The 26,378-nt window shown below is 68.9% G+C and carries 20 protein-coding genes and 1 pseudogene; 8 read left to right on the top strand and 13 right to left on the bottom strand.

Annotation, left to right across the window (positions count from 1 at the left end; genetic code table 11):
* The first annotated feature begins 70 nt into the window (after positions 1-70).
* The 3 genes from E1298_RS05445 to E1298_RS05455 all read left to right on the top strand — a co-directional run bounded on the left by E1298_RS05445 (position 71) and on the right by E1298_RS05455 (position 4,421).
* Positions 71-1,513 (top strand): helix-turn-helix domain-containing protein, encoded by a 1,443-nt coding sequence (locus tag E1298_RS05445; RefSeq protein ID WP_131889645.1) that lies wholly within the window; start codon positions 71-73, stop codon positions 1,511-1,513.
* 173 nt (positions 1,514-1,686) lie between these two features.
* Positions 1,687-2,979 (top strand): FxsB family cyclophane-forming radical SAM/SPASM peptide maturase, encoded by a 1,293-nt coding sequence (locus E1298_RS05450; RefSeq protein WP_243725403.1) that lies wholly within the window; start codon positions 1,687-1,689, stop codon positions 2,977-2,979.
* Positions 2,980-3,107: 128 nt separating this feature from the next.
* Entirely contained in the window at positions 3,108-4,421 is a 1,314-nt protein-coding gene (locus E1298_RS05455) for an HEXXH motif domain-containing protein (RefSeq protein ID WP_243725404.1), read from the top strand.
* Here E1298_RS05455 and fxsT read toward each other — a convergent pair.
* Entirely contained in the window at positions 4,372-6,969 is a 2,598-nt protein-coding gene (gene fxsT, locus E1298_RS05460; protein ID WP_243725405.1) for an FxSxx-COOH system tetratricopeptide repeat protein, read from the bottom strand. The genes E1298_RS05455 and fxsT overlap by 50 nt on opposite strands.
* A 126-nt stretch (positions 6,970-7,095) precedes the next feature.
* On the opposite strand from fxsT, the gene fxsA reads away from it, so the two are divergent.
* On the top strand, positions 7,096-7,281 hold the full coding sequence (gene fxsA, locus E1298_RS05465) for an FxSxx-COOH cyclophane-containing RiPP peptide (RefSeq protein WP_131889648.1): 186 nt from the start codon (positions 7,096-7,098) through the stop codon (positions 7,279-7,281).
* 246 nt (positions 7,282-7,527) lie between these two features.
* Here the strand turns inward: fxsA and E1298_RS05470 are convergent, their stop codons facing one another.
* Genes E1298_RS05470 through E1298_RS05495 form a run of 6 tightly spaced genes read right to left on the bottom strand, consistent with a single transcriptional unit; the run spans position 7,528 to position 14,076 of the window.
* Positions 7,528-8,412 (bottom strand): carbohydrate ABC transporter permease, encoded by an 885-nt coding sequence (locus E1298_RS05470; protein WP_131889649.1) that lies wholly within the window; start codon positions 8,410-8,412, stop codon positions 7,528-7,530.
* Positions 8,409-9,287 carry a carbohydrate ABC transporter permease gene (locus E1298_RS05475; RefSeq protein ID WP_207944458.1) on the bottom strand — a complete coding sequence of 293 codons (879 nt, stop codon included), beginning with the start codon at positions 9,285-9,287 and terminating at the stop codon, positions 8,409-8,411. The genes E1298_RS05470 and E1298_RS05475 overlap by 4 nt, the downstream gene beginning before the upstream one ends.
* On the bottom strand, positions 9,284-10,558 hold the full coding sequence (locus E1298_RS05480) for an ABC transporter substrate-binding protein (RefSeq protein ID WP_131889650.1): 1,275 nt from the start codon (positions 10,556-10,558) through the stop codon (positions 9,284-9,286). The genes E1298_RS05475 and E1298_RS05480 overlap by 4 nt, the downstream gene beginning before the upstream one ends.
* A 37-nt stretch (positions 10,559-10,595) precedes the next feature.
* Positions 10,596-11,654: an N-acetylglucosamine kinase gene (locus E1298_RS05485; protein ID WP_243725406.1), complete on the bottom strand. Its 1,059-nt coding sequence runs from the start codon at positions 11,652-11,654 to the stop codon at positions 10,596-10,598.
* A complete protein-coding gene (locus tag E1298_RS05490; protein WP_131889651.1) occupies positions 11,651-12,895 on the bottom strand; it encodes a 6-phospho-beta-glucosidase in 1,245 nt (414 codons plus the stop codon). Before E1298_RS05490 ends, E1298_RS05485 begins: the two co-directional genes overlap by 4 nt.
* The gene (locus tag E1298_RS05495) at positions 12,892-14,076 is read right to left on the bottom strand and encodes an ROK family protein (RefSeq protein ID WP_131889652.1); all 1,185 of its coding nucleotides are present in this window, start codon (positions 14,074-14,076) and stop codon (positions 12,892-12,894) included. The genes E1298_RS05490 and E1298_RS05495 overlap by 4 nt, the downstream gene beginning before the upstream one ends.
* 98 nt (positions 14,077-14,174) lie before the next feature.
* Between E1298_RS05495 and E1298_RS05500 the strand changes: the two genes are divergently transcribed.
* Positions 14,175-16,496, top strand: a complete 2,322-nt coding sequence (locus tag E1298_RS05500; protein WP_131889653.1) for a hypothetical protein — start codon at positions 14,175-14,177, stop codon at positions 16,494-16,496.
* 185 nt (positions 16,497-16,681) lie between these two features.
* On the opposite strand, the gene E1298_RS05505 is transcribed toward E1298_RS05500, so the two are convergent.
* Positions 16,682-18,175: a serine/threonine-protein kinase gene (locus tag E1298_RS05505; RefSeq protein ID WP_165975309.1), complete on the bottom strand. Its 1,494-nt coding sequence runs from the start codon at positions 18,173-18,175 to the stop codon at positions 16,682-16,684.
* A 575-nt stretch (positions 18,176-18,750) separates the two neighbouring features.
* Between E1298_RS05505 and E1298_RS05510 the strand changes: the two genes are divergently transcribed.
* Positions 18,751-19,674: a hypothetical protein gene (locus E1298_RS05510; protein WP_131889655.1), complete on the top strand. Its 924-nt coding sequence runs from the start codon at positions 18,751-18,753 to the stop codon at positions 19,672-19,674.
* A gap of 110 nt (positions 19,675-19,784) precedes the next feature.
* Here the strand turns inward: E1298_RS05510 and E1298_RS05515 are convergent, their stop codons facing one another.
* The 3 genes and pseudogenes from E1298_RS05515 to E1298_RS51720 form a co-directional block, all read right to left on the bottom strand.
* Positions 19,785-20,210, bottom strand: coding sequence for a hypothetical protein (locus tag E1298_RS05515; RefSeq protein ID WP_131889656.1), 426 nt, complete (start codon positions 20,208-20,210; stop codon positions 19,785-19,787).
* A 169-nt stretch (positions 20,211-20,379) separates the two neighbouring features.
* On the bottom strand, positions 20,380-20,547 hold the full coding sequence (locus E1298_RS05520) for an ATP-binding protein (RefSeq protein WP_131889668.1): 168 nt from the start codon (positions 20,545-20,547) through the stop codon (positions 20,380-20,382).
* Positions 20,548-21,006: 459 nt separating this feature from the next.
* A pseudogene (locus tag E1298_RS51720) lies at positions 21,007-21,791 on the bottom strand (IS701 family transposase); the annotation flags it as partial.
* Between the two features lie 331 nt (positions 21,792-22,122).
* Between E1298_RS51720 and E1298_RS05535 the strand changes: the two are divergent.
* A complete protein-coding gene (locus E1298_RS05535; RefSeq protein WP_131889659.1) occupies positions 22,123-22,578 on the top strand; it encodes a MoaF C-terminal domain-containing protein in 456 nt (151 codons plus the stop codon).
* Between the two features lie 357 nt (positions 22,579-22,935).
* Here the strand turns inward: E1298_RS05535 and E1298_RS05540 are convergent, their stop codons facing one another.
* Both E1298_RS05540 and E1298_RS05545 read right to left on the bottom strand, forming a co-directional pair.
* On the bottom strand, positions 22,936-24,279 hold the full coding sequence (locus E1298_RS05540; RefSeq protein WP_131889660.1) for an alpha/beta fold hydrolase: 1,344 nt from the start codon (positions 24,277-24,279) through the stop codon (positions 22,936-22,938).
* 2 nt (positions 24,280-24,281) lie between these two features.
* Positions 24,282-24,608, bottom strand: a complete 327-nt coding sequence (locus tag E1298_RS05545) for an ArsR/SmtB family transcription factor (protein ID WP_131889661.1) — start codon at positions 24,606-24,608, stop codon at positions 24,282-24,284.
* Positions 24,609-25,210: 602 nt separating this feature from the next.
* On the opposite strand from E1298_RS05545, the gene E1298_RS05550 reads away from it, so the two are divergent.
* Positions 25,211-26,378, top strand: a 1,168-nt coding sequence (locus tag E1298_RS05550) for an NACHT domain-containing protein (protein ID WP_165975312.1), incomplete at its 3' end; no start/stop codon positions are given.

The raw sequence follows: 26,378 nt of genomic DNA on the forward strand, positions 1-26,378 counted from the left end.
CCAGGTCAGCGCGCCTGCACATCAGGACGAACGGCGGACGTCCGGTGTCCGGGCCTTGGACGGAGGCGGGATGGCGAGATGGGCCGAACTCCGCGGTGACTACGTCGAGCCCCGGGAGCTCGCGCAATTCCTACGGAACGTCGTCGACGACTATCGGCTGTCGATTCGCCAGCTCGCAGAACGCATGCCCTATTCAAAGTCCGTCATCTCCGAACGACTGTCCGGAAAGGCACGCCCCGAATGGAAGTTCGTCGAGGCCCTGATCGACGCGTGCGCGAGGAGCGACATGAGGGCCAAAGCCCGGTTGAAAGCCGACGCCCAGGAGAAGTGGGAGGCGGCCGACCGGATTCGACTGACCCCAGTGGATGATGAGGTCGCCGAGGGGCTGGGGTCCCTGGATCTGCTCGTGGAACGAATCGTCGAGCGGCTTCAGAATCCGTCGTCCCACGCGGCGCCCACCGAGCCGCAGACCTTCTCTGGTAGTGCAGGTCCTTTCGAGGGGCCGGTCCCGGAGCATAACCAGCACTTCACCGGCAGGGCCGGGCTGCCGGAGCTCCTCGCCGCAGGCTTCTCCACAGGCCGGGTACAGGTGTTGCACGGTTTGCTCGGCGTCGGCAAGACCCAGCTCGCGGTGGAGTACGCGCGACGCGCCGACTCCGGGTACGAGCTGGTGGTCTGGATTCCGGCCGGTGAACCATCCCATGCAGGCTCGTCACTGGCCGCGCTGGCGCCCCGGCTCGGCCTGGAGTTCACCGGTCCGATCCTCATCATGGAAGCGGCGCGGGCGGTGCTGGCCGCGCTGCGGGACGGTGCGTTCGGCGACCGCTGGCTGATGGTCTTCGACAACGCCGGCCATGTCACCGACGATCTCCTTGGGCTGATACCGCACGGCGGCGGCCACGTGCTCATCACTTCACGCGACCCAGCGTGGGCGTGCGTCGACAGGGTCGACGGAGCTGTCGAGGTCGAATGCTTCAGCCGTGCCGAGAGCGTCGAGTTCTTCGGACGGCGGCTGCGCCGCGGTCTGGACCAGCAGCGCTACGACCTCGCCGACGCGGAGCACTTCGCCGAAGCGCTGGGAGACCTGCCGCTTGGCATGGAACAGGGGGCCACTCTTCTCGACCGATTTCCCCGCCTGAGCGTCGCCGACTGCCTGGCCCGGCTGTCGCGCGAACCTGGCAGGGCGCTGAACGTGGCCGCTCCGACCGCCTATCCGGTGACCCTTAAGATCGCCTGGAGCCTGGCGGCCAACAAGCTCGGCACGCGTTCACCGGAGGCGCTCAACCTGTTGCGGCACTGCGCACACTGCCCGCTTGACCCGATTCCGCTCCCGGCCTCGGACTCGGGTGAGTCGGCCGAGTCATTCGTGAAGAATCTGGACGGGGAGTTCACCGCCTTGCTGGCCGACCGGTTCGGGGCGGTCGAAGAGCTGCGGCGGTCCGGGCTCGCCCGCGTTGCCGACGACGAGATCCGGGTGCACCGGCTGGTCCGCGCGCTCGTACTGGAGGAATAGCCAGGTCCTGTGGCCGGCGCGTGAAGCGGCCACGAGACATGCCGCAAACATGCCCAAACTGGGGTTGTGAACTTGCAGCCCGAAATCGTGTCATCATCTGCATCTGCGCTGACTGGACCAGGGATGATTCCCGCTGCACAGCGCCGCATGCGGATCCCACCGTGGAGGTTGGCGTGGCTCTGAAGCCCGAAGCTAATGCCGTGCTGGAGGGGCCTGAGTGGCCGGCCCGCCTGGATGTGCGCGCGCTTCTAGAAGACGGCTGGCGGCCGACGCCGTTCCGTGAGTTCGTCATCAAGATTCATAGCAGGTGCAATTTAGCCTGCTCGTACTGCTATATGTACGAGATGGCCGACCAGAGCTGGCGTAGCCAGCCGCGGCGGATGGCGGACGCGACCATCGAGACGGTCGCCAGGCGCATCGCCGAACACGTCGAGTCGAACGGCCTGACCCGCATCGAGCTGATCCTCCACGGCGGCGAACCACTGCTCGCCGGGCCTCAGAGCCTGCGGCACGCCGTGACCGCCGTCCGGTCGGCGGTCGGCGGCGGAGTTACCGTGAGCGCCAGTCTCCAGACGAACGGAATGCTGCTCGATTCGGAGCATCTCGACCTGTTCGCCGAGCTGGGTGTGCGCGTGAGCATCAGCCTGGACGGTGACGAGGAAGGCCACGATCGCCACCGGCGGGCACCCAATGGAAGTGGCAGTCACCGCCGGGTGGTGGCCGGCCTGGAGCGGCTCCTGGAGCCGCAGTACCGGCATCTGTTCGCCGGGTTACTAAGTGCGATCGACCTGCGCAACGAACCGGTGACCACCTACGAGGCATTGCTGGACTTCGGGCCGCCGTCGTTAGACTTCCTCCTCCCTCACGGTACGTGGGACAGCCCTCCCCCAAGAGCCTTCTCCGCCGCTTCGGCAGCCGCCTCGGCCGACGCGCCGTACGGCGATTGGCTCATCCAGGTTTTCGACCGGTGGTATAAGGCGCCGGTCAGCGAGACGCGTGTCCGGCTGTTCAACGAGATCATCCGGATGGTGTTCGGCCGCCCGTCACGGACGGAGTCGGTCGGTCTTTCCCCCTTCGCCGCAGTCGTCGTCGAGACCAACGGGGCCATCGAGCAGGTGGACACGCTCAAGGCCGCCTACGAAGGTGCGGCCCGTACACCCCTGCATGTCTCGCGCGACAGCTTCGACAAGACCCTGATGCTGCCGTCGTTCGCGGCCCGCCAGATCGGCCTGCGCGCGCTTTCGGACGAGTGCCTGGACTGTGATCTGGTCCGGATCTGCGGCGGCGGTCTCTATCCGCATCGCTACCGGGCGGGCAGCGGGTTCGCCAATCCGAGTGTCTACTGCCGGGACCTGTTTCGGCTCATCTCGCACATCGCCACGACCGTGCGCCGGGACGTGTCCGAATTGCGAGAGAACGGTCAGCGCCGCATCGACGTCAATGGTCGGACGGAAGGAACCAAGTGACGAATCCGCCTCGCCACACCGTGCCCGATAAGATACTCCTCGAACTGGCGTCCGGCGGTGGCGGCGCCGATGCCGTTGCGATGCTCCAGGCGGCCCAGCAGAGTAAGCGACTCTTGCTTTTGCGCGGCATGCAGGACCTCGCTACGCGGATCGATCCGGATCGCGCCCGTCCGGTACGGGAGGCGTACAAGCTGATTGCGGCGGTGCAACGCGCCGATCCGGCGGCGGCTCAGGCCGTTCTCGGATACCCGACCGTCGCGTCCTCGGCGTTGCGGGCCGCGTTGAATCTGTCTGGCGAGTCACCTGACCTTCAGGTCTGCGCCGACCGGCTGGGCGCGATCGCCGCCGCGGCCGCGATCCGGACCGGGTTCCCGGCCGCCGTCGAGCTCCCGGCGACGGAGGGACGGGTCGTCCTGCCGTCTCTGGGCGTCGTGACCGAAGCGGGGAGCGACCGCGTCGTCGTCCGTTCGGGGCCGGACGGCGCCGCGGTGGGCACAGTCGAGTTGCCGGCGGTTCTGGAAGAGGACGGGCCAGGCTGGACCGCCCTGTATCGCCTTGCCGCCGAGCATGAGGGCGTGCCGGTCAGCTTCACGCTGGACGAGTTGGACCCCGACCGGATGCCCGGCGCCAACCTCGCGTCCCAGCCGCTGACGGACAAGGAACTCGCGCGCTGGCGGACCACCCTGGACGCGGCGTGGGCTCTGCTGGTCGGCAGGCACCGCGCGGTCGCCGACGAGATCCGGTCCCTCATCACCGCACTGACGCCGCTGGCCGCACCGGCCTCAGGTGAGAGCAGCGCGACCTCGAAGGAGGCCGTCGGGAACGTCGGGGTTTCGACTCCGCGCGACGTTCACGGGCTGGCCGTGACGCTGGCGCACGAGGTTCAGCACGTCAAGCTCACGGCACTGATCGACATCGTTTCCCTGACGCTGCCGGACGACGGCAGCCGGTACTACGCGCCTTGGCGGGAGGACCCGCGTCCGCTCGCGGGGTTGCTCCAGGGCGCCTACGCGCACCTTGGCATCGCCGGCTTCTGGAGGCGCGAACGGGCCACGGAGAACGACGACATCGCGAGGCGCGCGCACGTCGAGTTCGCCCGGTGGCGGACGGCCACGGCACGGACGATCTCGACGCTGCTGGAGAGCGGACGGCTCACCGGTGCCGGCGAGGTATTCGTCACCGAGATGGGCCGGACGCTCAAAGTATGGTGCGCTGAGCCCGTCCCGGCGGACGCCGAGGTGCAGGCCGCCAAAGCAGCCGACCGGCACCTCACGGGCTGGCGAGAACGGCGAGCCGGCGAAGCCGTCCTCTTGGACACCACCTCCCAGGACGTGGCCGTCCTACCGATCAGAGGCTCGTTCACGCGGCATTCAGACGGTCCCTCGGACGGCATCAGATCGGTGGCGGATCGAAGTCGAGGTCCAGGTGCCGATGCTCTTTGAAGGTGCGGACGTCCGGGTGTTCGTGCGGAAGCGTCCGGCCGTAACGCGCCTCGGTGTCAGCGGCCAGTTGCTCCGCGTCCTCGACCCGGCCGAGCATGCGGAGGTCCGCGGAGAGATTGCCGGCGCAGGCCAGCGTCATCGGGTGGTCTTCGCGAACCAGGCGGCGCAGTCGCGGCATCGTGCTCTCGCCGATCGCGACGGCCCGTGCGAAGTCACGGAGTTCGGCGTAGTCGCTCGCGAGGTTGGTCGCCACGGTCAGGTAGTAGTGGTGGTCCTTGCCCACCGCCGTCTCCAGAGACGCGAGTGTGCGCTCGTTGAGATCACGTGCCTCCTGCGGAGAGACGATCAGCCGCAGCAACAGCGCGTGGTTACCGGCACAGGCCAGCGTGTACGGGTGATCGGGGCCGTAGACCTCTCGGTAAAGCTGCGCGGTATGGGCCGCGAGCTCCAGACCCTCTTGCGCCCGTTTCGTGTTGCGCCGCACATTGGCCAGCGACATCGCCGCCGCCAGCGTGTCCGGCTGGTTGAGGCCGAACAAACGGACGCATCGGCCGTGGACATCGCGCGCCAACTCCTCGGCACGGGCCAATTCACCGAACCGCCGCAACGCGGTGGAGAGGTCCTTTGCGGTCCGGAGCGTCCATGGGTGGTCGCGGCCCAGGTAGTCGATGCCGTAGGCGTATGCCTCCTCACCGACGTCGCAGGCTTGGCCGTACTCGCCGTTGAGGCGGGTGGCTCGTGCGAGCCCGTTCCAGGTGGCCACCAGGAACGCGGCCCCCATCGTCCGGCCCACCTCGTCGGCCAGCTTGAACGCCTGCTCGTGAAGGTGGACCGATTCGGAGAACCGGCTGTTGAGGCTGTTGTCCACGGCCAGGTTGTTCGTGGCCCGCAGGGTCCGCGGGTCATCGAGGCCGAAAGCCTCGATATGCGCGTTCCGCGAGTCCTCGTCGTGGGCGAGCGCCTCGCGGAACCGCCCGCTGGCCCGCAGATCGGCACCGATGCTGTTGATCAGCGGGAAGGTGTCGTCCTTGGGCAGTTCGGCGGCGCGCATCTTCTGCAACGTGTCCTGGTTGAGGTTGTACGCCTCGCCGTATTTGCCCAACTCACGGAGGATGTTGCCCTTCTCACGCAGACCCCGCAGAGCGTCGGCGCCCGGCGCCTCGGGGCTCTCCGACCAGTGCTCGATAAAGCGGTCGGCGTATTGGAGGGCCGACGAGAGATCGCCGGAGAGGTACAGATACCGGATCATGTCCAGGGCCATGGACCGAACGTTGTCGCACGCACTGATCTCCAGCCGGGTCGGTTCGAGATGCGTGACCAGGTTGCGGAAGGTCTCCCAGTTGGCGGCCTCGTCGGGGTTCTGCGGCAACGCCCCGACCAGCAACTGGTGCACGTCCGCCCGGATCTCCTCCTGCTCGGACGGCGGGAGCGCCTCCCGGACCAGCGCCTGGATCAGCCGGTGGACCTGCACGGTGCGGCTGCCCAGGTCGACCCTCAACAGCGCGTACCGGCCCAGCTCGCCGATCGCCTGGCTGAGCTGGATCGGCCTCGACAGCAACTCGGCGAGCTGCGGACGCTGGACGCCGCCCGCCCGGAACACATCGCGCGGGATCGGCTCTGGACCGAACAGCGCGCAACAGCGCAATAGCTCGACCGCCTCGGGCATCCGCTGGTCAAGGTTGGTGACCGAGATGCTCCACGCGGCGGTCATCGACATCGGGTACTCGTTCGGCTTGCCGACCGAGAGCAGGTGTCCGGTTTCGCGGCTCAATGCCTCCAGGTAGTCGGACGGCGTCATGCCGGTCTGTGCCAGCAGCGCACCGGCCTGCTCCAGGGCGAGCGGAAGGTCGCCCAACTCCTCGGCGAGCTTGTCGGCGTAGTCCGGGCCGATCGAGGTTGAGACCCGCTTGTGCAGGAACTCGATGCTCTCCTCTCGCGTGAACACGTCGACGGAGATCGTCTCGACGATGTCTCCCCAGCGGTTGTTGCGCGAGGTGAGAAGCACGTGCCCAGGCCCGCGAGGCATCAGCTCGTTGATGTCCTCGGGCTGGTCGGCATTGTCGAAGATCAGTAGCCAGCGGTCGTACGGCTCGCCGCGGCGCAGCGCCTCAAGCACGGCGGTCGCGGCGTCACCGACGCTGCTCGCGGCCGCCTGGGGAAGATCGAGGGACGGAGCGAGTTGAGCAAGCGCCGAACGGATCATCATGGGCTGGTCGGCCGGCACCCACCAGACCAGGTCGTACCAGTCCTGGTAGCGCCAGGCGTACTCGATCGCCATCTGGGTCTTGCCCACGCCGCCCATGCCGTGGAGGGCGTGCAACGCGACCGTGGTCGAAGACTCCTCGATCTTCGCGCGTAATGCCTCAAGCAGTTCCCCGCGCCCCGTGAAGTTCTTGTTGCGCAGCGGCACCTTCCCCCACACCGCCGGACCCCGTCGCTGGACTTCCCCGGTCTGCAAACGGTCCACGAGTCGCCTCCGTGGGTTAGCTTTTTGCACAGAATAGCGGAAGAGCGACCGGCTCCATAGTGTACTTTTGCCGCCTTTCAAGCAGGAATCGGTTAAGTGCGGAGCATTACTGGCGAAGGCCCCTACCGGACATCGCCGAGCTCACGTACGGTTCCGTGAGTTAAGCTCGTCCTGTTGAGACCGGAGAACCGGCGTGAGGAGAGCTCCGTGCATCCCCAGCAGCACAATGCCGTGCAGAGCGGGCTGATCGACGTGTCGACGCTGTCGCTCGATGATCTTGAAGGCGTTGATCGGTCCGTGCTCGGACTGGCCGTCCAGGAGCTCCTCGATCCCAACCGGCGCGATGGCGCACCCGTCGCAGGGTTCACTTCGTACACCGAGGACGTCGACTGACGCCAATATTGGCCATAGGTGTTCCAGACGCTGTCGGCTCGTTGAATGCCGACGCTTGTTGCGCAACTAAAGGCGCCAGACATGAAATAGCTGCGGGTTAAGAATCTCCCGTCTAACCTTTAAGTGCGGCTGAGTGCAATCGGACATCCTCCGGCCTCTCGTCTCACGCCGAAGACGCCGTACAGCAACCGGGTGATCGCGCTGGACCGCATCATCATGGCGGCGCTGCGTATCCTAAGGCTGGGGTCATTTGAGGCTTCCGGCGGTGACGCCGCCCACTACCCATCGGTTGAAGACCACGTAGATCACGATCATCGGCAGTGTGATGATGGAGAGGGCGGAGAAGAGGAGCCCGTAGTCGGTGGAGTGCCGTCCGGTGAAGGCCAGCAGGCCGGTCGGGATCGTCTTCAGGGCGTCGTCCTGAATGTAGAGCAGGGCCAGGAGGAACTCGTTCCAGCTGGCGAGTGCGGAGAAGATGGCCACGGTGGCCAGGCCCGGTTTCAGGAGCGGGACCACGATCATCAGGAAGACGCGCAGGTCGCCGGCGCCGTCGACGCGGGCGGCCTCGAAGAGTTCGGCCGGCAGCGCGTCCAGGTAGACCTTGAGCAGGTACGTCGCCAGCGGCAGGCCCATCGCGGTGTACGGGACGATGAGCGCCCAGCGGGTGTCGGTGAGGCCGAGGTCGGTGAACATCGTGTTCTGCGCGATGAAATACGACTGCAATGGGAGCAGGAGTCCCAGTGCCAGCAAGGCCATAAAGGCGCCGCGACCGCGGAACCGGAATCTGCTGAACGCGTAGGCGGCGGCGGATCCCAGTATCAGGATCGCCAGCACCGAGGCAGCGGTGACGACGACGCTGTTGACCACGTATTGGCCGAGCCCGCCGACCTGCCAGGCGGTCTTCCATTGGCCGAAGTCGATGTCGTCCGGTGGTGCGAACGGGTGGGAGAAGATGTCGGAGTTCGATTTGAAGCCGGACAGCGTCATCCAGATCATCGGGAGGAAGAAGACCAGGGCGAGCAGTCCGAAGCAGAGGCCGAAGAGCGAGCGGGAGATTCGCCGGGCCCGGACGGCCGGGGGGACGGCCACCGCCGTGCCGCGCGTCCGGGTTCTCTCCACGGTTCCGTTCATGCCGCCGTCCTCTCGCTCCGGGCACGCAGACGCATGAAGACGAGGCCCGCGAGCACGACCAGCGCGGTCATCATCACGGCCATCGCGGACCCGTAGCCGACCTCGCCGTCGGTGAAGGCGACGCGGGTGAGGTACGTCGTCGGGATCTCGGTCGCGTTGTACGGGCCGCCGTTGGTGAGGACGTAGAACAGGTCGAAGCTCTGAAATCCTCCGGTCACGCACAACAGCAGGCACGCCTCGACGGCCCTGCGGATCACCGGGACCTTCACGCGCCAGAAGATCTGCAGCTCTCCGGCGCCGTCCAGCCGGGCCGCCTCGATCACCTCCTCGGGGACCTGCCGCAGCGCGGCGTAGAAGATGGCCATGTAGAAGCCCGCGTACACCCAGCCGGAGACGACGCAGACCGCGGCCAGGGCGGTGCCGCTCTCGCCCAGCCACACGTGCCGCAGGCCGTCCAGCCCGACGGCTCCGAGGGCGGCGTTGGCCAGGCCGAAGTCGCCGTTGTAGACGAAGGACCACAGCACCGCGACGACCACCATCGGCAGCATCACGGGTGTGAAGAGGGCCACCCGGAACCAGGTCGACTCGCCGCGCCGCGCCGCGAGCACGCCCGCGAGGGCCAGGCCCACCAGGACTTCCAGGACGATCGTGGCCGCGATGTAGAGGGCGATGTGCGCGAAGGAGTCCATGAAGACCGTGTCGCGGAAGGCGCGGGTGTAGTTGTCGAAGCCGACGAACTCCATGGGCCCGAAACCGGACCATTCGGTGAAGCTGAACGCGCCGGTGGCGATCATCGGGCCCAGTACGGCGAAGCCGAAGACGAGCAGGGCGGGGCCGGCGAACAGGTAGGGCGTCGCGCGGTGGTTCGGCTTCACGAGGTGCCCGCCTTGCGTGCGGCGGCGGCGAGCGCGTCCTGCGGCTTGTTCTTCCCGCCGAGGACGAGGGAGACCGCCCGGTAGAACGCTTCCGCGCGCTTGAGCTCGTAGCCGGTGTCGGGCGGCAGGACGAGCGTCTTGGCGCCCGAGAGCAGGGCGTTGAGGCGGGTCGTGCGCGGGTCGACAGGCGGGCCGCCGGGGGCGGGCTTGGCCTGCGGGACGGTCCCGGACTTGGTGAACGCGGTCACGTTGGCGCCGGAGTTGGCCAGCGCGAGGAAGTCGGCGGACTCCTTGATCTTCTTGCTCTTGGCGTTGATCACGTAGCCGGTGGCGACGCCGATGACGCTGTTCTGGTCGCCCGAGCCGGGTACGGACGGGAGGTTGACGTAGTCGATCTCCAGCTTGGGGGCCTCCTCGATCGAGGCGCTCACCAGCCACGAGCCGATCGGGTGCATGGCCGCCTTCCCCTGGAGGAACATCTGGTCGCCCTCGGTGTCGTTGAGCGCGCTGGCCGTGTCATTGAGGCACTTGTGGTCGCGCAGCTGCGCCACGTGCCCGAGCGCGTCGCTCCAGCCGGGGCTGTCGAAGCCCGCCTTCCCCGACAGGACCTGGGCGTAGGAGGACTCGCCCGCCACCCGGGAGACCAGGTGCGCGATCCAGTTGCCGACGGGCCACAGGTCCTTGTTGCCGGCGGCGATGGGGGTGATCCCCTTGGACCTCAGGGTGTCGCAGGCCGCGAGCAGCTCGTCCCAGGTCTTCGGCGGCGCCACCCCGGCCCCGGACATGACCTTGGTGTTGTACCAGAGCACGTTGGTGACGTCGGACGCGAACGGCACCATGACCGTCTTCCCGCCGACCTTCATCAGGTTGTAGGCGGAGTCGCCGATCAGTCCCTTGAGCGGGCCGTTGCCGACGTAGGAGCCGACGTCGGCGGCGAACCCGTCCTTGACGCGGGTGGCGAGCCGGTCGCCGGCCCATTCGAAGTAGATGTCGGGGGCCTTCCGGCCGTTCAGCAGGCTCGGCAGGCCCACGCTCTGGTACAGGTCGTCGTCCTGGAAGTTGAGCTGCACCTTCATGCCGGGGTGCGCCTTCTCGTACTGCTTGGCGATGTCTTTCCAGACCCGGATCTGCGCCTCGCCCGGCGAGACCATGGCGATCCGCAGGACGTCGTCGTCCGCCCCCTGGCCGCCGCCGTTACCGCATGCCGCGAACATCATCATGGTGGAGGCGGCACCGGCCAGCAGACCGATCGTCCTCTTCAGTCGGTTCATGAGGACTCCTTTCGCAGACCCAGTAAAGAGTCTTTATCTACTCTAGGCAAGAGTCTTTACTAAATTTCCCGACGGCCTCCACCACGGGGCGCCGCACGTCAGGACGCAACGACCGGGAGAAGGCGGCTCTGAGCCGTTCCTCCGCCGCTCGGCCGCCGAGTCCGAGCTCGTCAAAGCCGTGAAGTGCGGAGCCGACGATCGGTGGGGCGGTCAGGATACGCAGGTCGACGTCGGCCCCCGAGGCGCGGAACCGCGCTTCGACGCGGTTCAGCAGCAGCGGATGGGACGCGGTGAGCACCCCGCCGCCCAGCACCACCGGCACGGGCGCCCGGTCGAAGGCGAGCCGGTCCAGCGCCGCGAGGGCCATTCCGGCCACCTCGTCCCCGAGACGTTCCACGAGGGACCTCGCCACCACGTCACCGCCGCCGGCGACCTCGAACAGCAGCGGCACCAGCTCGTGCAGCCGTTCGCCGGGCAGTTCACGCAGGTGGAACGCGATGCACACGGCGGTGACGTCGGGCAGGTCGAAGTGCGCGGCGACGGCTTCCCGCAGGTCGGTACGGGGGCCTCGTCCGTCCTCGTCGCGCACCGCGCACCAGAGCACCTCCTCGCCGAGGAACTCCCCGCCACCCCAATCGCCCGACCGACGTCCTAGAGCGAGGTAGCGGACGGTCCGTCCGCTGGGTGAGCGGGCGACACAGTTCATGCCGGCCCCGCACACGACCGCGACCCCGTAGGGAACCCCGGATCCGGCGCGCAGGACCGCGAACGTGTCATTGTCGACCGTCACGTCCGGCGCCCACCCTTGGGCCGTGATCGCCTTCGTCAGGGTCTCGCGCTCCTCCGGCAGGTCGCAGTTGGCGAGGAGGGCCGTGACATGGTCGGCCACCGGCCCCCCTCCCGCCTCGGAGGCGGCCGCGCGAACGAGGTCCGCCAGGCCGCCGATCGCCTTGCCCAGCCCTTGGCTGTGGGGCTCGAAGCCGCCACCGCGTACCCAGGCGAGCACGTCGCCGGTGGCCGCCACCAACGCCACGTCCGTTTTGCTGTTGCCTGCGTCGACGGCGAGCACCGCGGGTCGTTGAGCCTGCCGGTTCACGCGGCCCACGGCAGGTGCTCGCGGTTGGCGGCCAGCAACCGGTCCGCCAGGTCACGGGCCAGGTCGTACTGTCCGACCAGCGGATGGGCCAGCAGCGCCGCCTCCACCCGTGCCCTCCCCCCGTGCAGGGCCGCCGCCAAAGCGAGTTCCTCGTACGCGGTGACATGCGCGATCAGCCCTGCGAACAGCGGTTCGACCCGACGCACCGGTACCGGCACCGGACCCGTCTCGTTGATCGTCGCCGGAACCTCGATCACCGCCGACTCCGGCAGGAACGGCAGCGTGATGCCGTTGCGCACGTTCACCACCTGGCGGTCGCCACGGTCTTCGAGCAGCGATGTCAACAGCTCGACGGCGGCCGTCGAGTAGTACGCGCCGCCGCGCTCCTCCAGCAGCGCCGGCTTCTCCGCCAGTTCAGGGTCGGCGTACATCGCGAGCAGCCGTTCTTCGATCGACAGCACCTGCTCCGCCCGGCGCGGCCCGCGGCGCTGCTCGTCCACCACCCGGTCGTGCGCGTAGTAGTAGCGCAGGTAGTAGGACGGGACGACACCAAGCGCGCGCATCAGGGCAAGGGACAGCTCGGTCTCGTCGACCAGGTCCCGTCCGTCGCCCGCCAGCAGCGCCGGCAGGACGTCCACGCCGTCCACCCATGCGGCGCGTTCCCACGACAGGTGGTTGAGCCCGACATGCTCCAGCGACAGTTCGGCGGGGTCACAGCCGTGGAGCCGGGCGAACAGCCGCTGGAAGCCCATCGCCACGTTGCACAGGCCCACCGCGCGGTGACCGGCATCCAGGAGTGCGCGGGTGACGATGCCGACCGGGTTGGTGAAGTCGATGATCCACGCCTTGGGCGCCAGCGCGCGCGCCCGCTCGGCGATCCGGAGGACGGCTGGGACGGTGCGCAGCGCCTTCGCCAGGCCGCCCGCACCGGTCGTCTCCTGGCCCACGCAGCCGCACTCCAGCGGCCAGGTCTCGTCGCCGAGCCGGGCCCGCTGGCCGCCGATACGGAGCTGGAGCAGCACCGCCGTCGCGCCCTCGACGGCGTCGTCGAGGCCGGTGGTCCAGCGCACCCGGCCGGGGTGACCGGCCCGTGCGAACATCCGCTGCGCGAGGCCCCCGACGAGGTCGAGCCGGTCGGCGGCGGGGTCCATGAGGACGAGTTCGCCGACCGGCAGGCGGGTCAGGCCGTCCACCAGCTCGGGGGTGTAGGTGGACCCCCCGCCGATCACCGCGATCTTCATGAGCGGCCCGCCGTGACGCCGGAGATGCACCGCTCCGCGAAGCGCTGCCGTGCCAGCCGGGACCCCATGGCCATGGCCCCGACCAGGACGGGCGCGTCGCCGAGGCTGGAGACGGCCACTCTCGGCGGATGGCGGAGGAGGATCGCCAGCTCGGCCTCGATCCGTGGCAGGATCTGCGTGCAGGCGAGGCCGACCCCGCCGCCGAGGACGACCAGCTCGACATCGGTCACCCGGACGATCTCGGCGATCCGGACGGCCGTCCGCCGCGCCTGCTCGACCAGGATCCGGGCGGCGAGCGGATCGCCGGCGCGGTCCGCGGCGAAGATCGCCTCGGCGGTGACACGGCCGGGCCGGGCCGACGCCAGCGCCGATCCGGCCTTCGCCCGGGCGGAGATCCACTCGGCGGCCCAGGTCAGCAGGGCGTCCGCCGAGGGGCTGTCCGGCGCGATCGCCGTGCCGGGCGCGGGGTTGTCCACCTCGCCCGCCGCGCCCCTGCTCCCACGGTGCGGACGGCCGCCGAGGATGAGCCCGGCCCCGACCCCGGTGCCGATCGACAGGAACACGAAGTCGTCCACCTCCCGGCCGGCCCCGGACGCGTGCTCGCCGATGGCGGCCAGGTTGATGTCGTTCTCCACCTCGGTCGCGACGCCGAGCACCGCGCCGAGCTCCGTCCTGATCGCCATGCCCTCCAGCGCGGCCCGGTTGCTCTCCCTGATCACGCCCTCCTCGGGGTCGACCACGCCGGGCACGCCGGCCACGGCCAGTTCGAGCGGCGGGCCGTCCCTGGTCAGGCGGTCGCGGACGGCGCGGGCGCCGGCCAGTACCACGTCGGGCGCGGGTCCGTCGATCCGCTCGTCATAGCGGGCGACGACGGCGCCGCTCAGGTCGGAGACGGCGCCCCGGACGAACCGGGTCCCGATGTCGAGGGCGAGGACGTGCGCGAGCGTGTCCAGCGGCTCGAAGTAGACCGCGCCGTAGTGCGTCTCGCCCGCCGGGGGCTCGGTCTCCCGGACGAGCCCGGCGGCGAGCAGCAGGTCGAGCGCGTTGGCGACGGTCGGCTTGGTCATGCCGGTCCGGCGGCTCACCTCGGCCCGGGAGAGCGGCGGGTCGGTGCGGATTGCGTCGAGGACCACGGAGGCGTTGATCTCGCGCATGGTCGTGAGCGTCGCGTGCTGGGCCATGGCGAAGATTCTAGTAAAGAGTCTTGCCTGAATGCAATAAAGACTCTTTACTATGCTTGCCAGCCTGTTCGCTCATTCCCGCATCCTGGAGGAAGCCCATGGCACGCACCAAGAGGCTCCTACTAGCCACCGCGCTCGCCATCTCACTCGGACCGGCCGCGGCCGGGACCAGCCCCGCGGGCGCGGACACCGTCGTCGCCCCGTTCTTGCTCCAGGTCGGCAGCACGATGCCCGGCCTGCCCGGCAAGGCGGTCGCGCTCGCCGCGGGCCCGGGCGGAACGATCGCCGCCGCGCACACCAAGGGCGTCGCCGTCTGGGACTCCGGCCGCTGGACCGAGGTGTCGGGCGAGGCCGCCCACAAGGTCGCCTGGCACGGCGACGCCCTGGTCGCGCTCACGGCGAAGGGCCTGCTCACCGCGCGACGCACCGGCGCCGGGCGCTGGCAGGCGTCGACCGACCGGCTTCCACACCATGTGGACGCCGCCACCGCGCTGCTCGCCGGCGGGTCCGACGTGGTGCTCGTCCAGGGCGAGAGGCTCTACCGGCACAAGTCCGGCCGGAACTGGGAACGCGAGCGGCTGCCGGGCACGGCCGTCGCGCTGGCCCGCGCCAAGACGGGCACGATCGCCGTCGCCACCACCGGCGGTCTCTTCGAACAGCAGGGCCGCCGCGGCTGGCAGCCCGTGACGCTTGCCGGAGACACCGGCCCATGGGCGTCCACCGCGATCACTCACCTGACCTACGACAGCAAGGGCCGGCTCTGGATCGCCGGGGCGCAGGGCATCGGCGTCCGCGACGGCAAGTGGAGACTCTACGACCCGTCGCGCGGCCTGCCGCTGCTCGGATTCACCGCTCTGGCGCCGGGGGCGGACGGTGACGTATGGCTCGGGACGTCCCGCGGAGCGATCCGCTTCGACGGCGAGCACTGGGAGTACCGCCAGGGCCGCCGCTGGCTGCCGGACGACGCGGTCTCCGCCGTCGCCGTGGACGGCAAGGCCAACGCCTACTTCGGCACGGCGGGCGCGGTCGGCCTCATCGAGGCGCGCCGCACGACGCTGGCGCAGAAGGCCGACGTCTACGAGCAGGCCATCGACGCCAGGCACAAGCGGACGCCGTACGGGTTCGTCGAGGGCGCCGACCTGGAGCGGCCGGGCGACCTCACCAAGTGGACGCAGAGCGACAGCGACAACGACGGCCTCTGGACCGGGATGTACGGCGCCGCCGAGTCGTTCAGGTTCGCCGCGTCCAAGGACCCGCGCGCGCGGGAGAACGCCCGCAAGGTGTTCGAGGCGCTGAAGTTCCTTGGCGACGTCACCCAGGGAGGCTCGCATCCGGCCCCGCCCGGCTTCTTCGCCCGCACCGTCCGCAGCACCGCCGACGGCGACCCCAATCTGAAGGACCGCCCGGAGCACGACAAGGAGAAGCAGAAGGGCGACGCCTACTGGAAGATCTCGCCCAAGCGGTGGCCCACGAGCGCCGACGGCAAGTGGTACTGGAAGAGCGACACCAGCTCCGACGAGCTGGTCGGGCACTACTTCTTCAACGCGCTCTACTACGACCTGGTCGCCAAGGACGAGGCGGAGAAGAACAAGGTCGCGGCCGTCATCACCCGGACCACCGACCACTTCCTCACGCACGACCTGTCCTTCGTCGACCACGACGGCAAGCCCACCCGCTGGGGCTTCTTCAACCCGCGCGAGCTGAACGGCAACCCGTGGCGGCGCGAGGAGCGCGGCCTCAACAGCCAGACCATGCTCACGTTCCTGACGATCGCCGACCACGTGTCCGACGACGGCAAGTACGCGGCGGCCAAGAAGAAGCTCATCGACGAGCACGGCTACGGGATGAACACCCTGGCGCCCAAGGTGACGCCCGGAGTCGGCGGAGGCAACCAGTCCGACGACGAGATGGCGTTCATGAACTACTACCACCTGCTCAAGTACGAGGGCGATCCCGCGCTCAAGCGCTCGTGGGCGCGCTCGCTCTACGACTACTGGCAACTTGAGCAGTACGAGCTGAACCCGCTCTTCAACTTCATCGCCGGGGTCCACCTCAAGGGCGCGACCTGGACCGACGCGTACGGACCCTTCGACCTCGACCCGACCGGGCCGTGGCTGACGCAGTCGGTCGACACGCTCAAGCGGTTCCCGCTCAACCTGATCAACTGGAAGCAGACCAACAGCGGGCGGCTCGACGTCGTCAACCTCAACCGGCACGTTCGGCCCGACGCCGACCCAGCGAAGCTCGGCATGCTGCGAAGCGGGACGGTGCTCCCCGTGGACGAGCGAGTGGTCAGCCACTGGAACCATGACCCGTACAAGCTCGACCAGGGCAGCGCGGGCACCACCGAGGACGACGGCGCCTCCTATCTCCTGCCCTACTGGATGGGCCGCTACCACGAGTTCATCACCGAGAAATAGCCGTCCGGGGCGGGCGTCCCAGATGCTTCTCTTCGACGCCCGCCCCGCCGTGGCCCTACCTTTCCGATCACCGCACCGAATTGATCAGCGCCGTTCGACGCCGTCTCGGGCCGGGTGGTCGATGCCGACCGTCGCCGTAGCCCTCGGTTTTTCTCTGATGAGAGCCTTCCGGAGGCGGCAGTGATTTAGGAAGGGAGTCTGGGGAAGATCGGCTTTTCGTCCAGTTTCCTGCCGATCGTGGGCGGGATGTCGTTCCCGACGCGGTCGGCGTTCCAGTCGGAGGTCAGATCGCCAGAGAAGCCCAATGCCCATTTGCCCTCGAAGCTGAGCGTCTTTGCTGATCGTAGGATCCGGAACCGGACGCGTCCGGTCGGCTCGCTGCTCGGCCCTTCGGAGTAGACGGCGTTGATCACGTCTCCGGTCACGGTGCCCCGGACGCGGCTGAGCCCGCCCCACTCATAGAGCATGCGGATCTCGTCGCCGTCGACCCGGACGTACATGGCGCCATAGGTGCTGGTCCAGCGTCCTTCCAGCTCCTTGTTGCCGCCGCCCGTCGTGCGCGGCGGCCTCGACTCGGGTGTGCCGTGGCCGCCGCTCCGAAGCAAAGGCACCGCGACCAGGCCGAACACAAGGGCCAGCGCGGCCGCGACACCGCCCCACAGGAGCCCGCGCCGACGCAGCCGGCCTGTGTCGGTCGGCGGCGTCGGCGCTTCTCTTGCGATCCGGCCGCCTCCCGGGCCCAAGGCCGAGGTCGGCGGAGGTAAGCCCGGCGGCGTGCTCTGGTGGGTGCCGGGTGGGTGCCCGAGCGAGGGGCCCGCGGGCGCCCGTCCAAGGCGTCGAGCCGCGCCATCGGCCGGATCGCCATCGGCCACGCCCAGCCGCGCCAGCAACTCGCGGGCGCTGGGACGGCGGGCCGGATCCTTGTTCAGCGCGGCCGAGATGACGGTACGCAGCGGGCCGTCGTCCAGGCCCTCCATGTCCGGCTCACCGTGAACGATGCGGTAAGCGATGGCCTGTACCGGGCCGGCGCCGAACGGCCGCCGCCCGGTTGCCGCGAACGCCATCACCGCACCCCAGGCAAAGATATCGGCGGGCTGCCGCGTCTCCCCGCTCTCGAACTGCTCAGGTGCCATGAATCCGGGCGTACCAACGATCTGGCCGGTGCCTGTCAGGCCGAAGGCGGCGTCGACTGCGCTGGCGATGCCAAAGTCGATGACGCGCGGGCCCGTCCGCGACAGCAGCACATTGGCCGGCTTGAGGTCCCGGTGGACGACCCCGACCCCGTGCACTCCGGCCAGCGCCACCGCCATGCTCACGCCGAGCTGCTCCAGTTCCGCGCGGCGCAGCGGCCCGCCGGCCGCCACGACCTCGTCCAGGGTGGGGCCGTCGATGAACTCGGTCACCAGGTAGGGCGGGTCGGCGTCCGGGTCGGCGGCCAGAACCTCCGCGGTGCAGAATCGAGGCACCCGCAGCGCGCTGTGCGCCTCGCGACGGAACCGTTCGCGGAACTGCGCGTGCCGGGCGTAGTCGGCCCGTACGACCTTCACCGCCACTAAACCACCCGGGCTCCGGGCCAGAAAGACCGAGCCCATTCCGCCCTCGCCCAGGAAGCCGATCACCTCGTACGAGCCGATCCGTGCAGGGTCCCCGGGCCGCAGCGGACCCGCCTTGGCAGGCAACGCCTCAGAAGAGCCACCTGGCGAACTGGTCATAGAGTCTCCAGCGGGGGTTCGAGGGTCGCACTACAGCATTGCGGCCATGCGCAGACCCGGCAAGCCGGTCCGGCTCAGGATGATCTTTCCCTCGTTTCCAAACTCGGCGGAGGCGAGGCGGTAGGACTATCGCGAAGGACAAGGAGATCAACTAGCGGCGCTCGCCCTCGTGGCTCCGTTGGTGAGGTGGGACGACGCGATCTGCTCGCATTAGAGCGGGGCTGTTTCGTGCGACCCGGCGCTACCGGAAGGGGAGCCACCGAAGTCGCCCTGACGGGGCCAGTCGAAAGTCGTAGGGGCGCTGCCCGGTTGGCCTTGCGCACTATGGACCCCAAACGGGACGGGGAATGACCGATGGTCCTGAGAGTGGGTGCTGTTTGTTCGGTTGGCCCGTGGGTCGATCTCCGTCCGAGCTGCCAGGACCGAAGCCGGGTGCTCGGCCTACGGGAGCGTGTTCGGACGGCATCGCCCATGGTCCTTTCGGGTGGGTCTGAGTACGGGTACTCAGGCGGCCGGGCCGCCAGGGCTGGCACAGTCGGCCCGTGAGCGATTTACAGGAACGCCCCGTTGCGCTGCGGGTGCTGCTGGCAGGGGTCGTGGGCGGTGGGCTTGTCCTTGTCGCGGTGCTGGTCGCGTTCGCGCTGGCGGCCGCGGTGCCCTGCCACGGTGAGGGTTGGGACTGCCTGGGGTGGTCTCTGCTGATCGGATTCGGCTGCCTGGCCGGGGCGGCGGTCGCGTCCTGGCCCGCGCTGTGGTGGGTGGGCGTCCGCCCGGCGCTTCCGGTGGCGGCGGTCGGGGTCGTCCTGTCGATCCTCGTCGGCTGGTTGAGCGTGGAGGCGCGGCTGCCGGTGGGCTTCGCCGTACCCGGGTTCTTCCTGTTCGCTCTCGTCGGTTTCGCAGCGGCCGCCCTGGTGTGCGGCCGCGGGATTGCGCGGCCGTGGCGGATCGGCGGGATCGTCACCACCCTTCTACTGCTCCTTGGGCTCCGCCTCGTCGCTGCGTTCCACGACGGGCAGGCCAGGGACGACTACCTTGCCGACGCCGGAGTCCCACTGCTGGCCCCGGACCTGCCCGGCTATGTGATCAAGGATCCGTCCGCAGCCCCCGGCGCGTTCCGCTACACGCTCCTGCCCGCCGGTCTGGTCTCGGTGAACCCGGCAGTGGACGGCTACACGGTGGCCACCTCGTCCATCAGTGTGGGCGTCCTACGGCTCCCGGCCGGCTTCGCACCGCCGAAGCGCTGCAACTGGGACTCCTATGCACAAGACCTGCCCTGCACGGCGGCCGGGCCGGACCTATGGCGGCGGTCGGAGGATGCCAGGAGCGTCCTGTACCTGGCCCGGAAGAACTCCGTCCTGGTCACCGTCTCGCAGACCAGCGATACCCCAGACGAGAAAACACTGCGCCGAATCGCCCGTACCCTGGCCCCGCATCCCGCCTCCCGCTTCCGACCCTCGCCAAGCTGAACAACCCGATGGTGAAGAGGGCATAGTGGCCATGCATGCGGACCAGCAAGCCGCTCGGCAGGTATTCCACGCAGATCGGTGGTCGTCCTCCCGGGTCAGGCGAATTCAGGTTACGTCGCCACAACGCTGCAATAGGCCGACAGTAGATCGCTTGCGATGGTGGTCGGCTCGCCCTCGATCATCGCGGTGTTTCGGCTGATGCACAGTTCGCTCTCGCGCCCGACGTCGGCGGTGAAGTCGTCGAGAGTACCCACGACGACCTCGGCCTGGTAAGCCTTAGCCCTGTCGGTGTCGGAGCTATCCCGAGATAACCTGGCAACGGTGATCTCCAGCCCGCTACCGAGGCGACTCAGGTATCCGAAATGTGCGGTTGCGCTCTGCTCCCCCGCAGTGATCATATGCACGAGCCCCGGCGTCACGCACGCCGCAGCGAGGTGCACCTCGACTACGGCCGCGAATATCTCTATCTGCTCCAGTTCCTCCTGGGAGAACGAGGACTCAGAATCGCCTCGTGACCGCTTCCACTGGTTGAACATGCCGTACTTCCTTGTCTCGTCGGATCAACTCGCTGCCGAACCACTGCGGCGTCTTTCTCGACCCCAGCGCACCATGCCGGCAGGCATCGAGCGGGAACCCTGCCGCCAGGACACAGAGGACCAGGCCAACTCACGAGGCCGGTCGAGGTGGCTATGAAGTCCCACAGATCTAGCCAGCGTGCTCTCGGGCGCGGGTCTGGGCGAGCCGGTGGGAGTCGTTGTCGGTCTCCATGGTGGTGCCGCCGAAGGTGAGGCGGTCGACGATGGCGCCGCAGAGACGGGGGTCGGTGAAGGTCCTGGCCCAGCCGCTGAAGGCTTCGTTGGAGGCGATGGCCAGGCTGACGCGTCATGCTCGTCGGCGAGCCGGTCGAAGATCCGCCTGACGGTGTGACGCTGTTTGCGCGGCGCGTCCAGACGTGCCCGCAGCATCGCATGGATCACCGGCTTGTATGGATCCAGCCGCCTCGCCCGCGGGACCATCTTCTTGCGCGGCTTCGGCCACGCCGTCTCCAGCGCCTGACGCACCGTGGGGTGCGAGAGGCCGTGCTTGCGCATCACCGCCCGGATCGACAGCCCCGTCCGCACATCACGACGGATGGCCGCGTACAGCTCGGTCTTGGACTGCCGCGCCATCCAAGCCCCCTCACGGTGGGTGACACAGCAGATACTCCCACCGCAAGCCCGGGAGTATTGCTGAAACACGTCAAAACAGCAACCCGACGATCAGGGGTGTTGCCCAAACTCATCCGACAAACGTTGCTGCTAGACGCGGACGAAACCAACCTGGTACTGGGGCCAGGCCGCACGGGCGCTTTCCGGCCTGGGTTGCCTGGATGCTCCAGCGGCGGCCCGCAACGGTGACCAGGTCTGGACGGGGACGGGACGGGAGGCGTAGCAGCGCCAGCTCACCGGTGCGGCGGTTGCGGCGGATCAGCAGTCACCGGCAGCCGGATTGTCCGCGGTCGATGTCGACCAGCGCCCATTGGTAAAGCCGCCCCTTGGCGCCGGTTCCGGCCGAGAGGGTCTGCCAGGCCCGCCTGGGCAGAGCGGTGGCGGCCTGGTCGGAGCGGCGGGATCGGGTGCCCAAGATGACGCGGTGGCTGGACGCGACCGCCAGCACCTAGCCGATGCCGCGCTGTTCTAGCTCGCGCCGCAGGTCCGGGCTCTGGCCGTAGACCTCGTCACCGGTGGCCCAGTGCGCGTCCGCTCCAGCGACCAATGCGCGGGCGACTATTCGGCGGGCCAGTTCGGGCTTGGTGGCGATCTGCCGGTCGGCGGGCACTCCGGCGGTTGACGCCGTCCCGGGGTCGCTGGCCCAGGACTCGGGCAGGTAGAGCTCGCGGTCGATGAAGGCGTGCCCGGTGTCGGTGGCATAGGTCAGAGACACCGCGACCAGGCTGTTTTCGTTGCGGCCCGCGGTGCCGGTGTCTTGGCGCTGCCGGTGCCCTTCTTCAGATCCCCGGTCTCGTCCATCACTAGGACCGCCCCGGCCCAACCGAGCTGTTCGGTGACATAGCCGCGCAGGTCATCGCGTATGGCGTCGGCGTCCCACACCGTCCGGCTCAGCAGGTACCCCGTCCCTTACGGGCTGGGGTCCTGCGTCGCACTGTCTGACCTTGTGCCTGGATGCGGTCTCATCCGATATTGTTTGGCTGCAAACGACATCGGGTCGTCGTCGCACCGGAGGGCAGCGTGCGGGATCTGGTCATCGGGCAGGACGCCTTGTTCCCGGACGCATCGGTCAGTGAACGGCCGATGCGGCACGGGTTCGTGATCAACGAACTGGGTCGCAGTCCCGGCCAAGCGCCGCCGCGCTCCCGCCAGGGATGCGGACCTCCACGATGCGTCCGCTGGCAGCCCTTTCCATGAACCAGCCGCGGTGCAGCCTGCCCGGAAACCAAGGAGGTCACCTATGGCGCTCGACATGCGCTTCTTCCCCGTACCCGACACGTATCCCCTGAGCAACGACCTGGTCGGAATTCGCGCCAACTTCCACTACGGATCCGGCAACGTACTGCAACAGCACTACGCGGATGAGTCGACCATCGTGTGGAGCGGCGTGGCCGGCGACTTCACCGGTGTGCAGCAGACGGAGCCGACACTGCGCGTCTTCAAGACCGCGCCGGCGCAGTACTTCATCACCTGGTACGAGGCCGGGACGGTCGCCACGGCCGCGCACGGCGAGGTCTTCGACCAGGGCTACCCGATCGCGGTGGTGGCGGACTTCCACCGGCTCGTGGCAACCGCCGCCTACACCAACCCCCGCGAGGACGGGGGCCAGTACTTCCTCGTCGACCAGGCCACGATCGAGGTTCTCGAAGACCCGCAGGGGCTCATCGCCACGATCGCTCAGGAAGCGGCTTCCTGACGCCGTCGTCGCGGCAGTGACGGGCGGTGCCGGTGCGCTCCCTGCCTCGGACGGCACCGTCCCGGACGATTCGGCGTTCGCCGTCGGTGTGGACGGTCACCTGGTCGAGAGCCATCAGTGGGGTGGCCTTGGTCAGGTGACCAGCCGTCAGCTGCCGCCATCGCCCGTGGGATTCACCGACGCGCTCGGTGATCAGCGCCGGGCAACACCCCCACTATGCATTCCAGGGCGCCTCCGGCGTGGAGTGCTCAGCCCGCACCCAGCAGGGCCTCCGCCTCGATTCGTCGGTTGGAAGCCTCAAGCGAATGAGCCATCCCCGCCCCATGACGCCGTTAGGGGCAGGGATGGCAGTGGTCGTCAGCCGAGGAGGAAGGTGCGTGCTTGTTCGGCGACCGGTTCCGGCGCCATCCAGAACGCGGAGTGGTCGTGGTCGGGCAGGGTCAGCACGGTGACGTTCGGCAGGAGTGCGGCCAGCGCGTTGGCGCCCTGGCGGATGAATGCCTCGCCGTTGCCACCGACGGCCACGGCGATCGGCGCGTCGATCGACCAGCGGTCGGTGGGCAGCGGTTTGCCGTCCTGGAGCCCGCGCATGATGCGGCCGTCGTAGGTATAGGTGTGGGCGTATTTGACCATGGCGTCCCAGGAAGGGTCCTGCTTCATCGCGGGAATGTATTCGGCGGGGACACCGATCATCTCGGTCATGAAGTACTCGACGGCCTCGCTGCGCTTGCCCGCCGCGATGAGCGCTTCCTGGTGTTCGAGGTAGTCGCTGGGCGCCGGAGCGCGGGAGTCATCGACGATGAAGGGCGGCTCATACAGGTAGAGCCCTGTCACCTTGCCGCCCAGCGCGCTGGCGGCGTCGAGGGCGAGGCCACAGCCCCCCGATCCGCTGACCAGGGCCGCGGAGCCGCCTGCGACATCGATCAGTGCTGCGATGTCGTCGATCTCGCGTGCCGGGTCGTAGGGCTGGGGGTCGCCGCTGGCGCCGCGCCCGCGGCGGTCGAAGCTGATGGCGGTGAAGTGTTCGGACAGTGCCTGCGCGATGCCTGCGACGCCGGTGTGGTCCTCGGCGACGTTGCTGATCACGATGATCGCGGGGCCCGAGCCGGTCTTCTGGTAGGCGATCGTCGTGCCGTCGGCGGAGGTGACGGTAGGAAGGCCGGACATGATCGAATCTCCTTCAATTGAGGGTGTATCGGTGTGCGGGGCATCCAGCAGGCTGCCGAGCCGTTCCAGGGCCTCGGCGTACCCTTCGGCCATCTGCAGTTCGACTGCTCGCTGTAGCGCCTGGCCGTCGGGGAAGCCGGCCGTGACCTCGACGGTGCAGCCGGTGCCGGCCGGCATGAAGGTGACCGCGGTGGGGAAAGTGCCCGTGCCGTCGGATTGCCAGGCCTGGTCGGCGAACTCGTCGTCGTAGCGCAACTCGGCGCGGGTGACGACCGTCTTGTAGGTGGCGATGCTGCGGACCGGGGCGGCCGACCCGTCCACCGGCGCGATCTGGAATCGCCAGCGTCCGCCTGGACGTACGTCCATCTCGTACACGGTCGCGGCCCAGCCCTGCGGGCCCCACCAGTGAGTGATCGCCTTGGGGTCGGTCCAGGCCCACCACGCGCGTTCGACGCCGGCGGCGTAGGTGCGGCTGATATGGATGGTGTTGCTCGACTTGTCGATCACGATGCCGTCCGCGGTGCCTTCGGGCATGTTCAACCTCCTTGCTGGTTCGCCTGGTCGGGTACACGGTCGTCGTCTTCGAGGAAGGCGCCGAGGCGGTCCATCCGCTCCGACCACAAGGCGGCGAATCCCTGCGCCCAGTCGCTCAGCTCGCGCATCGCTTCGGGGTGCAGCCGGTAGATCCGCTGCTGGGCCCGTTTGGTCACCTCGACCACGCCCGCCTGGGCGAGCAGCCGCAGATGCCGGGACACCTGCGGCTGGCCCATGCCCAGCGCGTCGACGATCGCGCCAACCGACTGCGGGCCGTCCTTGAGCAACTCGACGATCTGGAACCGGTTCGGTTCCGAGATCGCCGTCATTCGCTGTTGCACGTTGTTGACCACATCTCGAAGATACACGAGAACATATATATACGCAAGCATATGTAGTGAGGTTGTGGGCCTGATGCTGGCGCGGTCAGGAGTCCTGGTCGCAGGTCACGTCCGCGTTGGGCGGCTTGCCGGACGCTAGGCAGGGCGTTGACGGCGCCAGTGACGCAGCGGTTCGGGTACATCCCGTAGAGACCGTGGCGTCGGACGTTCCGGAGCGAGACCACGTGGGAGGCGGCATCGCGCGGTGCAGGGCCACATGGTCGGGTGTCGCCGGTCGACCGGACGCCCCGCGCGGCCCGGTGGAGCCCGCGCACGATCCCGGCCGGCTCGGCGAAGTAGTGGTCCTCGGCGAGGAGCCCGGCTGGCAATGACGGGCTGATGTGCTCGTCCACCTGGTACTTTCCGATCTGGAGCGGCCGCCGGGCCGCCCGCGCGATGATCCGCTGCACGGCAGCGCGGACCTCGCGTCTGGAAGTTGATCAAGGAACTGTGTTCATGTGCCGGGTCGCCGTAGGAGTTCGGTTGCCCTGATGAGGCCGTTTGTGGACTTCGACCACAAATAAAGGGCGGCTCGTCCCAGGATGGCGACCATGCGCAACCGCAGGGCCTGGTGGCCGTGGCTGGCGGTCTTGGCGGCGGCGGCCGGGGTGCTGGTACTGGGAGCGGTGACGTTCGCTCCGCTGACCGGCAAGGACGGGTTACAGATCTCGGCCAACCGTGCTCAGCTCACCGGCGGGTTCGTGCTGGCCGCCGCGGTGCCGCTGATCTTGGCGTGGAGATGGGCCAGGCGCCGCTCCCGCGAGCTGGCCGTTCAGACCGTCCCCGTCCCCGATGCGGTGACGCGCGCCAAGGAGCTGCTGGCCGAGATGGTGGCCGAGCAGTGGAGGGACGAGGCGCGGCTGCGGTCACTGGCCGATCCCGATCCGATCCCGGTGCGCTGGCGCACCCCCGCGCCCGGCACGCACACGCCCGCGATCATGGACCATCCCGGCCACATCGACCCCGCCGCCGCCGCGAGCGGGGCCGGGGTGTGGTGGACGGCCTCCAGCGCCGATATCGCCGCCCTGGCCACCCGGTTCCGCCGCACCAGGCGCCGCCGCCTGGTGATCTTGGGCGGCCCGGGGGCCGGCAAGACCACCCTGGCGGTGCAGTTGCTGCTGCACCTGCTGGCCACCCGCCCCCAACACGGAGATGAGCCGGTTCCGGTCCTGCTCCCGGTCGCCGGCTGGGACACCGAACGGTTCCCCCGGCTGCACGACTGGCTCGCCGACCGGCTCCTGGGCGACTACCCCGCCCTGCGCGCGCCCGGGCTCGGCGAACAGGTCGTACGGGCACTGGCCGCGCGCGGGCACCTGCTGCCCGTCCTGGACGGCCTGGACGAACTCCCCGCCCCCGCCCACACGGCTGTCATCGGCGCGCTGAACCGGTCGCTGGGCGCCGACGACCAGCTCATCCTCACCAGCCGCACGGCCGAGTTCACCCAAGCGGTCACCGAGGCCGGAGATGTGATCACCTCCGCCGCCGTGCTGGAACCCCGCCCCCTGGACCCCGCGGCCGCCACCGACTACCTCACCCACTGCCTGCCACCCGATCCCGGACCGGCCTGGCAGCACGTCCTCACCACCCTGCGCCACACCCCACCGTCCGACCAGCGCCCATCCGGTCACCCGGCTGCGGCGCTGGCCGACGTCGCCGCGAACCCGCTGGGCCTGTGGCTGCTGAGGAGCGTCTACCTCACCCCAGATGCCGACCCCGCCC

Source organism: Actinomadura rubrisoli, from assembly GCF_004349215.1.
GTDB classification, from domain to species: domain Bacteria; phylum Actinomycetota; class Actinomycetes; order Streptosporangiales; family Streptosporangiaceae; genus Spirillospora; species Spirillospora rubrisoli.

What these genes read in the sequence shown, in the direction of transcription:
- E1298_RS05540 (WP_131889660.1), bottom strand. Translation starts at nt 24,279, where the DNA reads ATGCCCGAAGGCACCGCGGACGGCATCGTGATCGACAAGTCGAGCAAC.
- E1298_RS05480 (WP_131889650.1), bottom strand. Translation starts at nt 10,558, where the DNA reads ATGAACCGACTGAAGAGGACGATCGGTCTGCTGGCCGGTGCCGCCTCC.
- E1298_RS05500 (WP_131889653.1), top strand. Translation starts at nt 14,175, where the DNA reads ATGGCACGCACCAAGAGGCTCCTACTAGCCACCGCGCTCGCCATCTCA.
- E1298_RS05490 (WP_131889651.1), bottom strand. Translation starts at nt 12,895, where the DNA reads ATGAAGATCGCGGTGATCGGCGGGGGGTCCACCTACACCCCCGAGCTG.
- E1298_RS05495 (WP_131889652.1), bottom strand. Translation starts at nt 14,076, where the DNA reads ATGGCCCAGCACGCGACGCTCACGACCATGCGCGAGATCAACGCCTCC.
- E1298_RS05545 (WP_131889661.1), bottom strand. Translation starts at nt 24,608, where the DNA reads ATGACGGCGATCTCGGAACCGAACCGGTTCCAGATCGTCGAGTTGCTC.
- E1298_RS05470 (WP_131889649.1), bottom strand. Translation starts at nt 8,412, where the DNA reads ATGAACGGAACCGTGGAGAGAACCCGGACGCGCGGCACGGCGGTGGCC.
- E1298_RS05445 (WP_131889645.1), top strand. Translation starts at nt 71, where the DNA reads ATGGCGAGATGGGCCGAACTCCGCGGTGACTACGTCGAGCCCCGGGAG.
- E1298_RS05535 (WP_131889659.1), top strand. Translation starts at nt 22,123, where the DNA reads ATGGCGCTCGACATGCGCTTCTTCCCCGTACCCGACACGTATCCCCTG.
- E1298_RS05515 (WP_131889656.1), bottom strand. Translation starts at nt 20,210, where the DNA reads ATGTTCAACCAGTGGAAGCGGTCACGAGGCGATTCTGAGTCCTCGTTC.
- E1298_RS05455 (WP_243725404.1), top strand. Translation starts at nt 3,108, where the DNA reads ATGCAGGACCTCGCTACGCGGATCGATCCGGATCGCGCCCGTCCGGTA.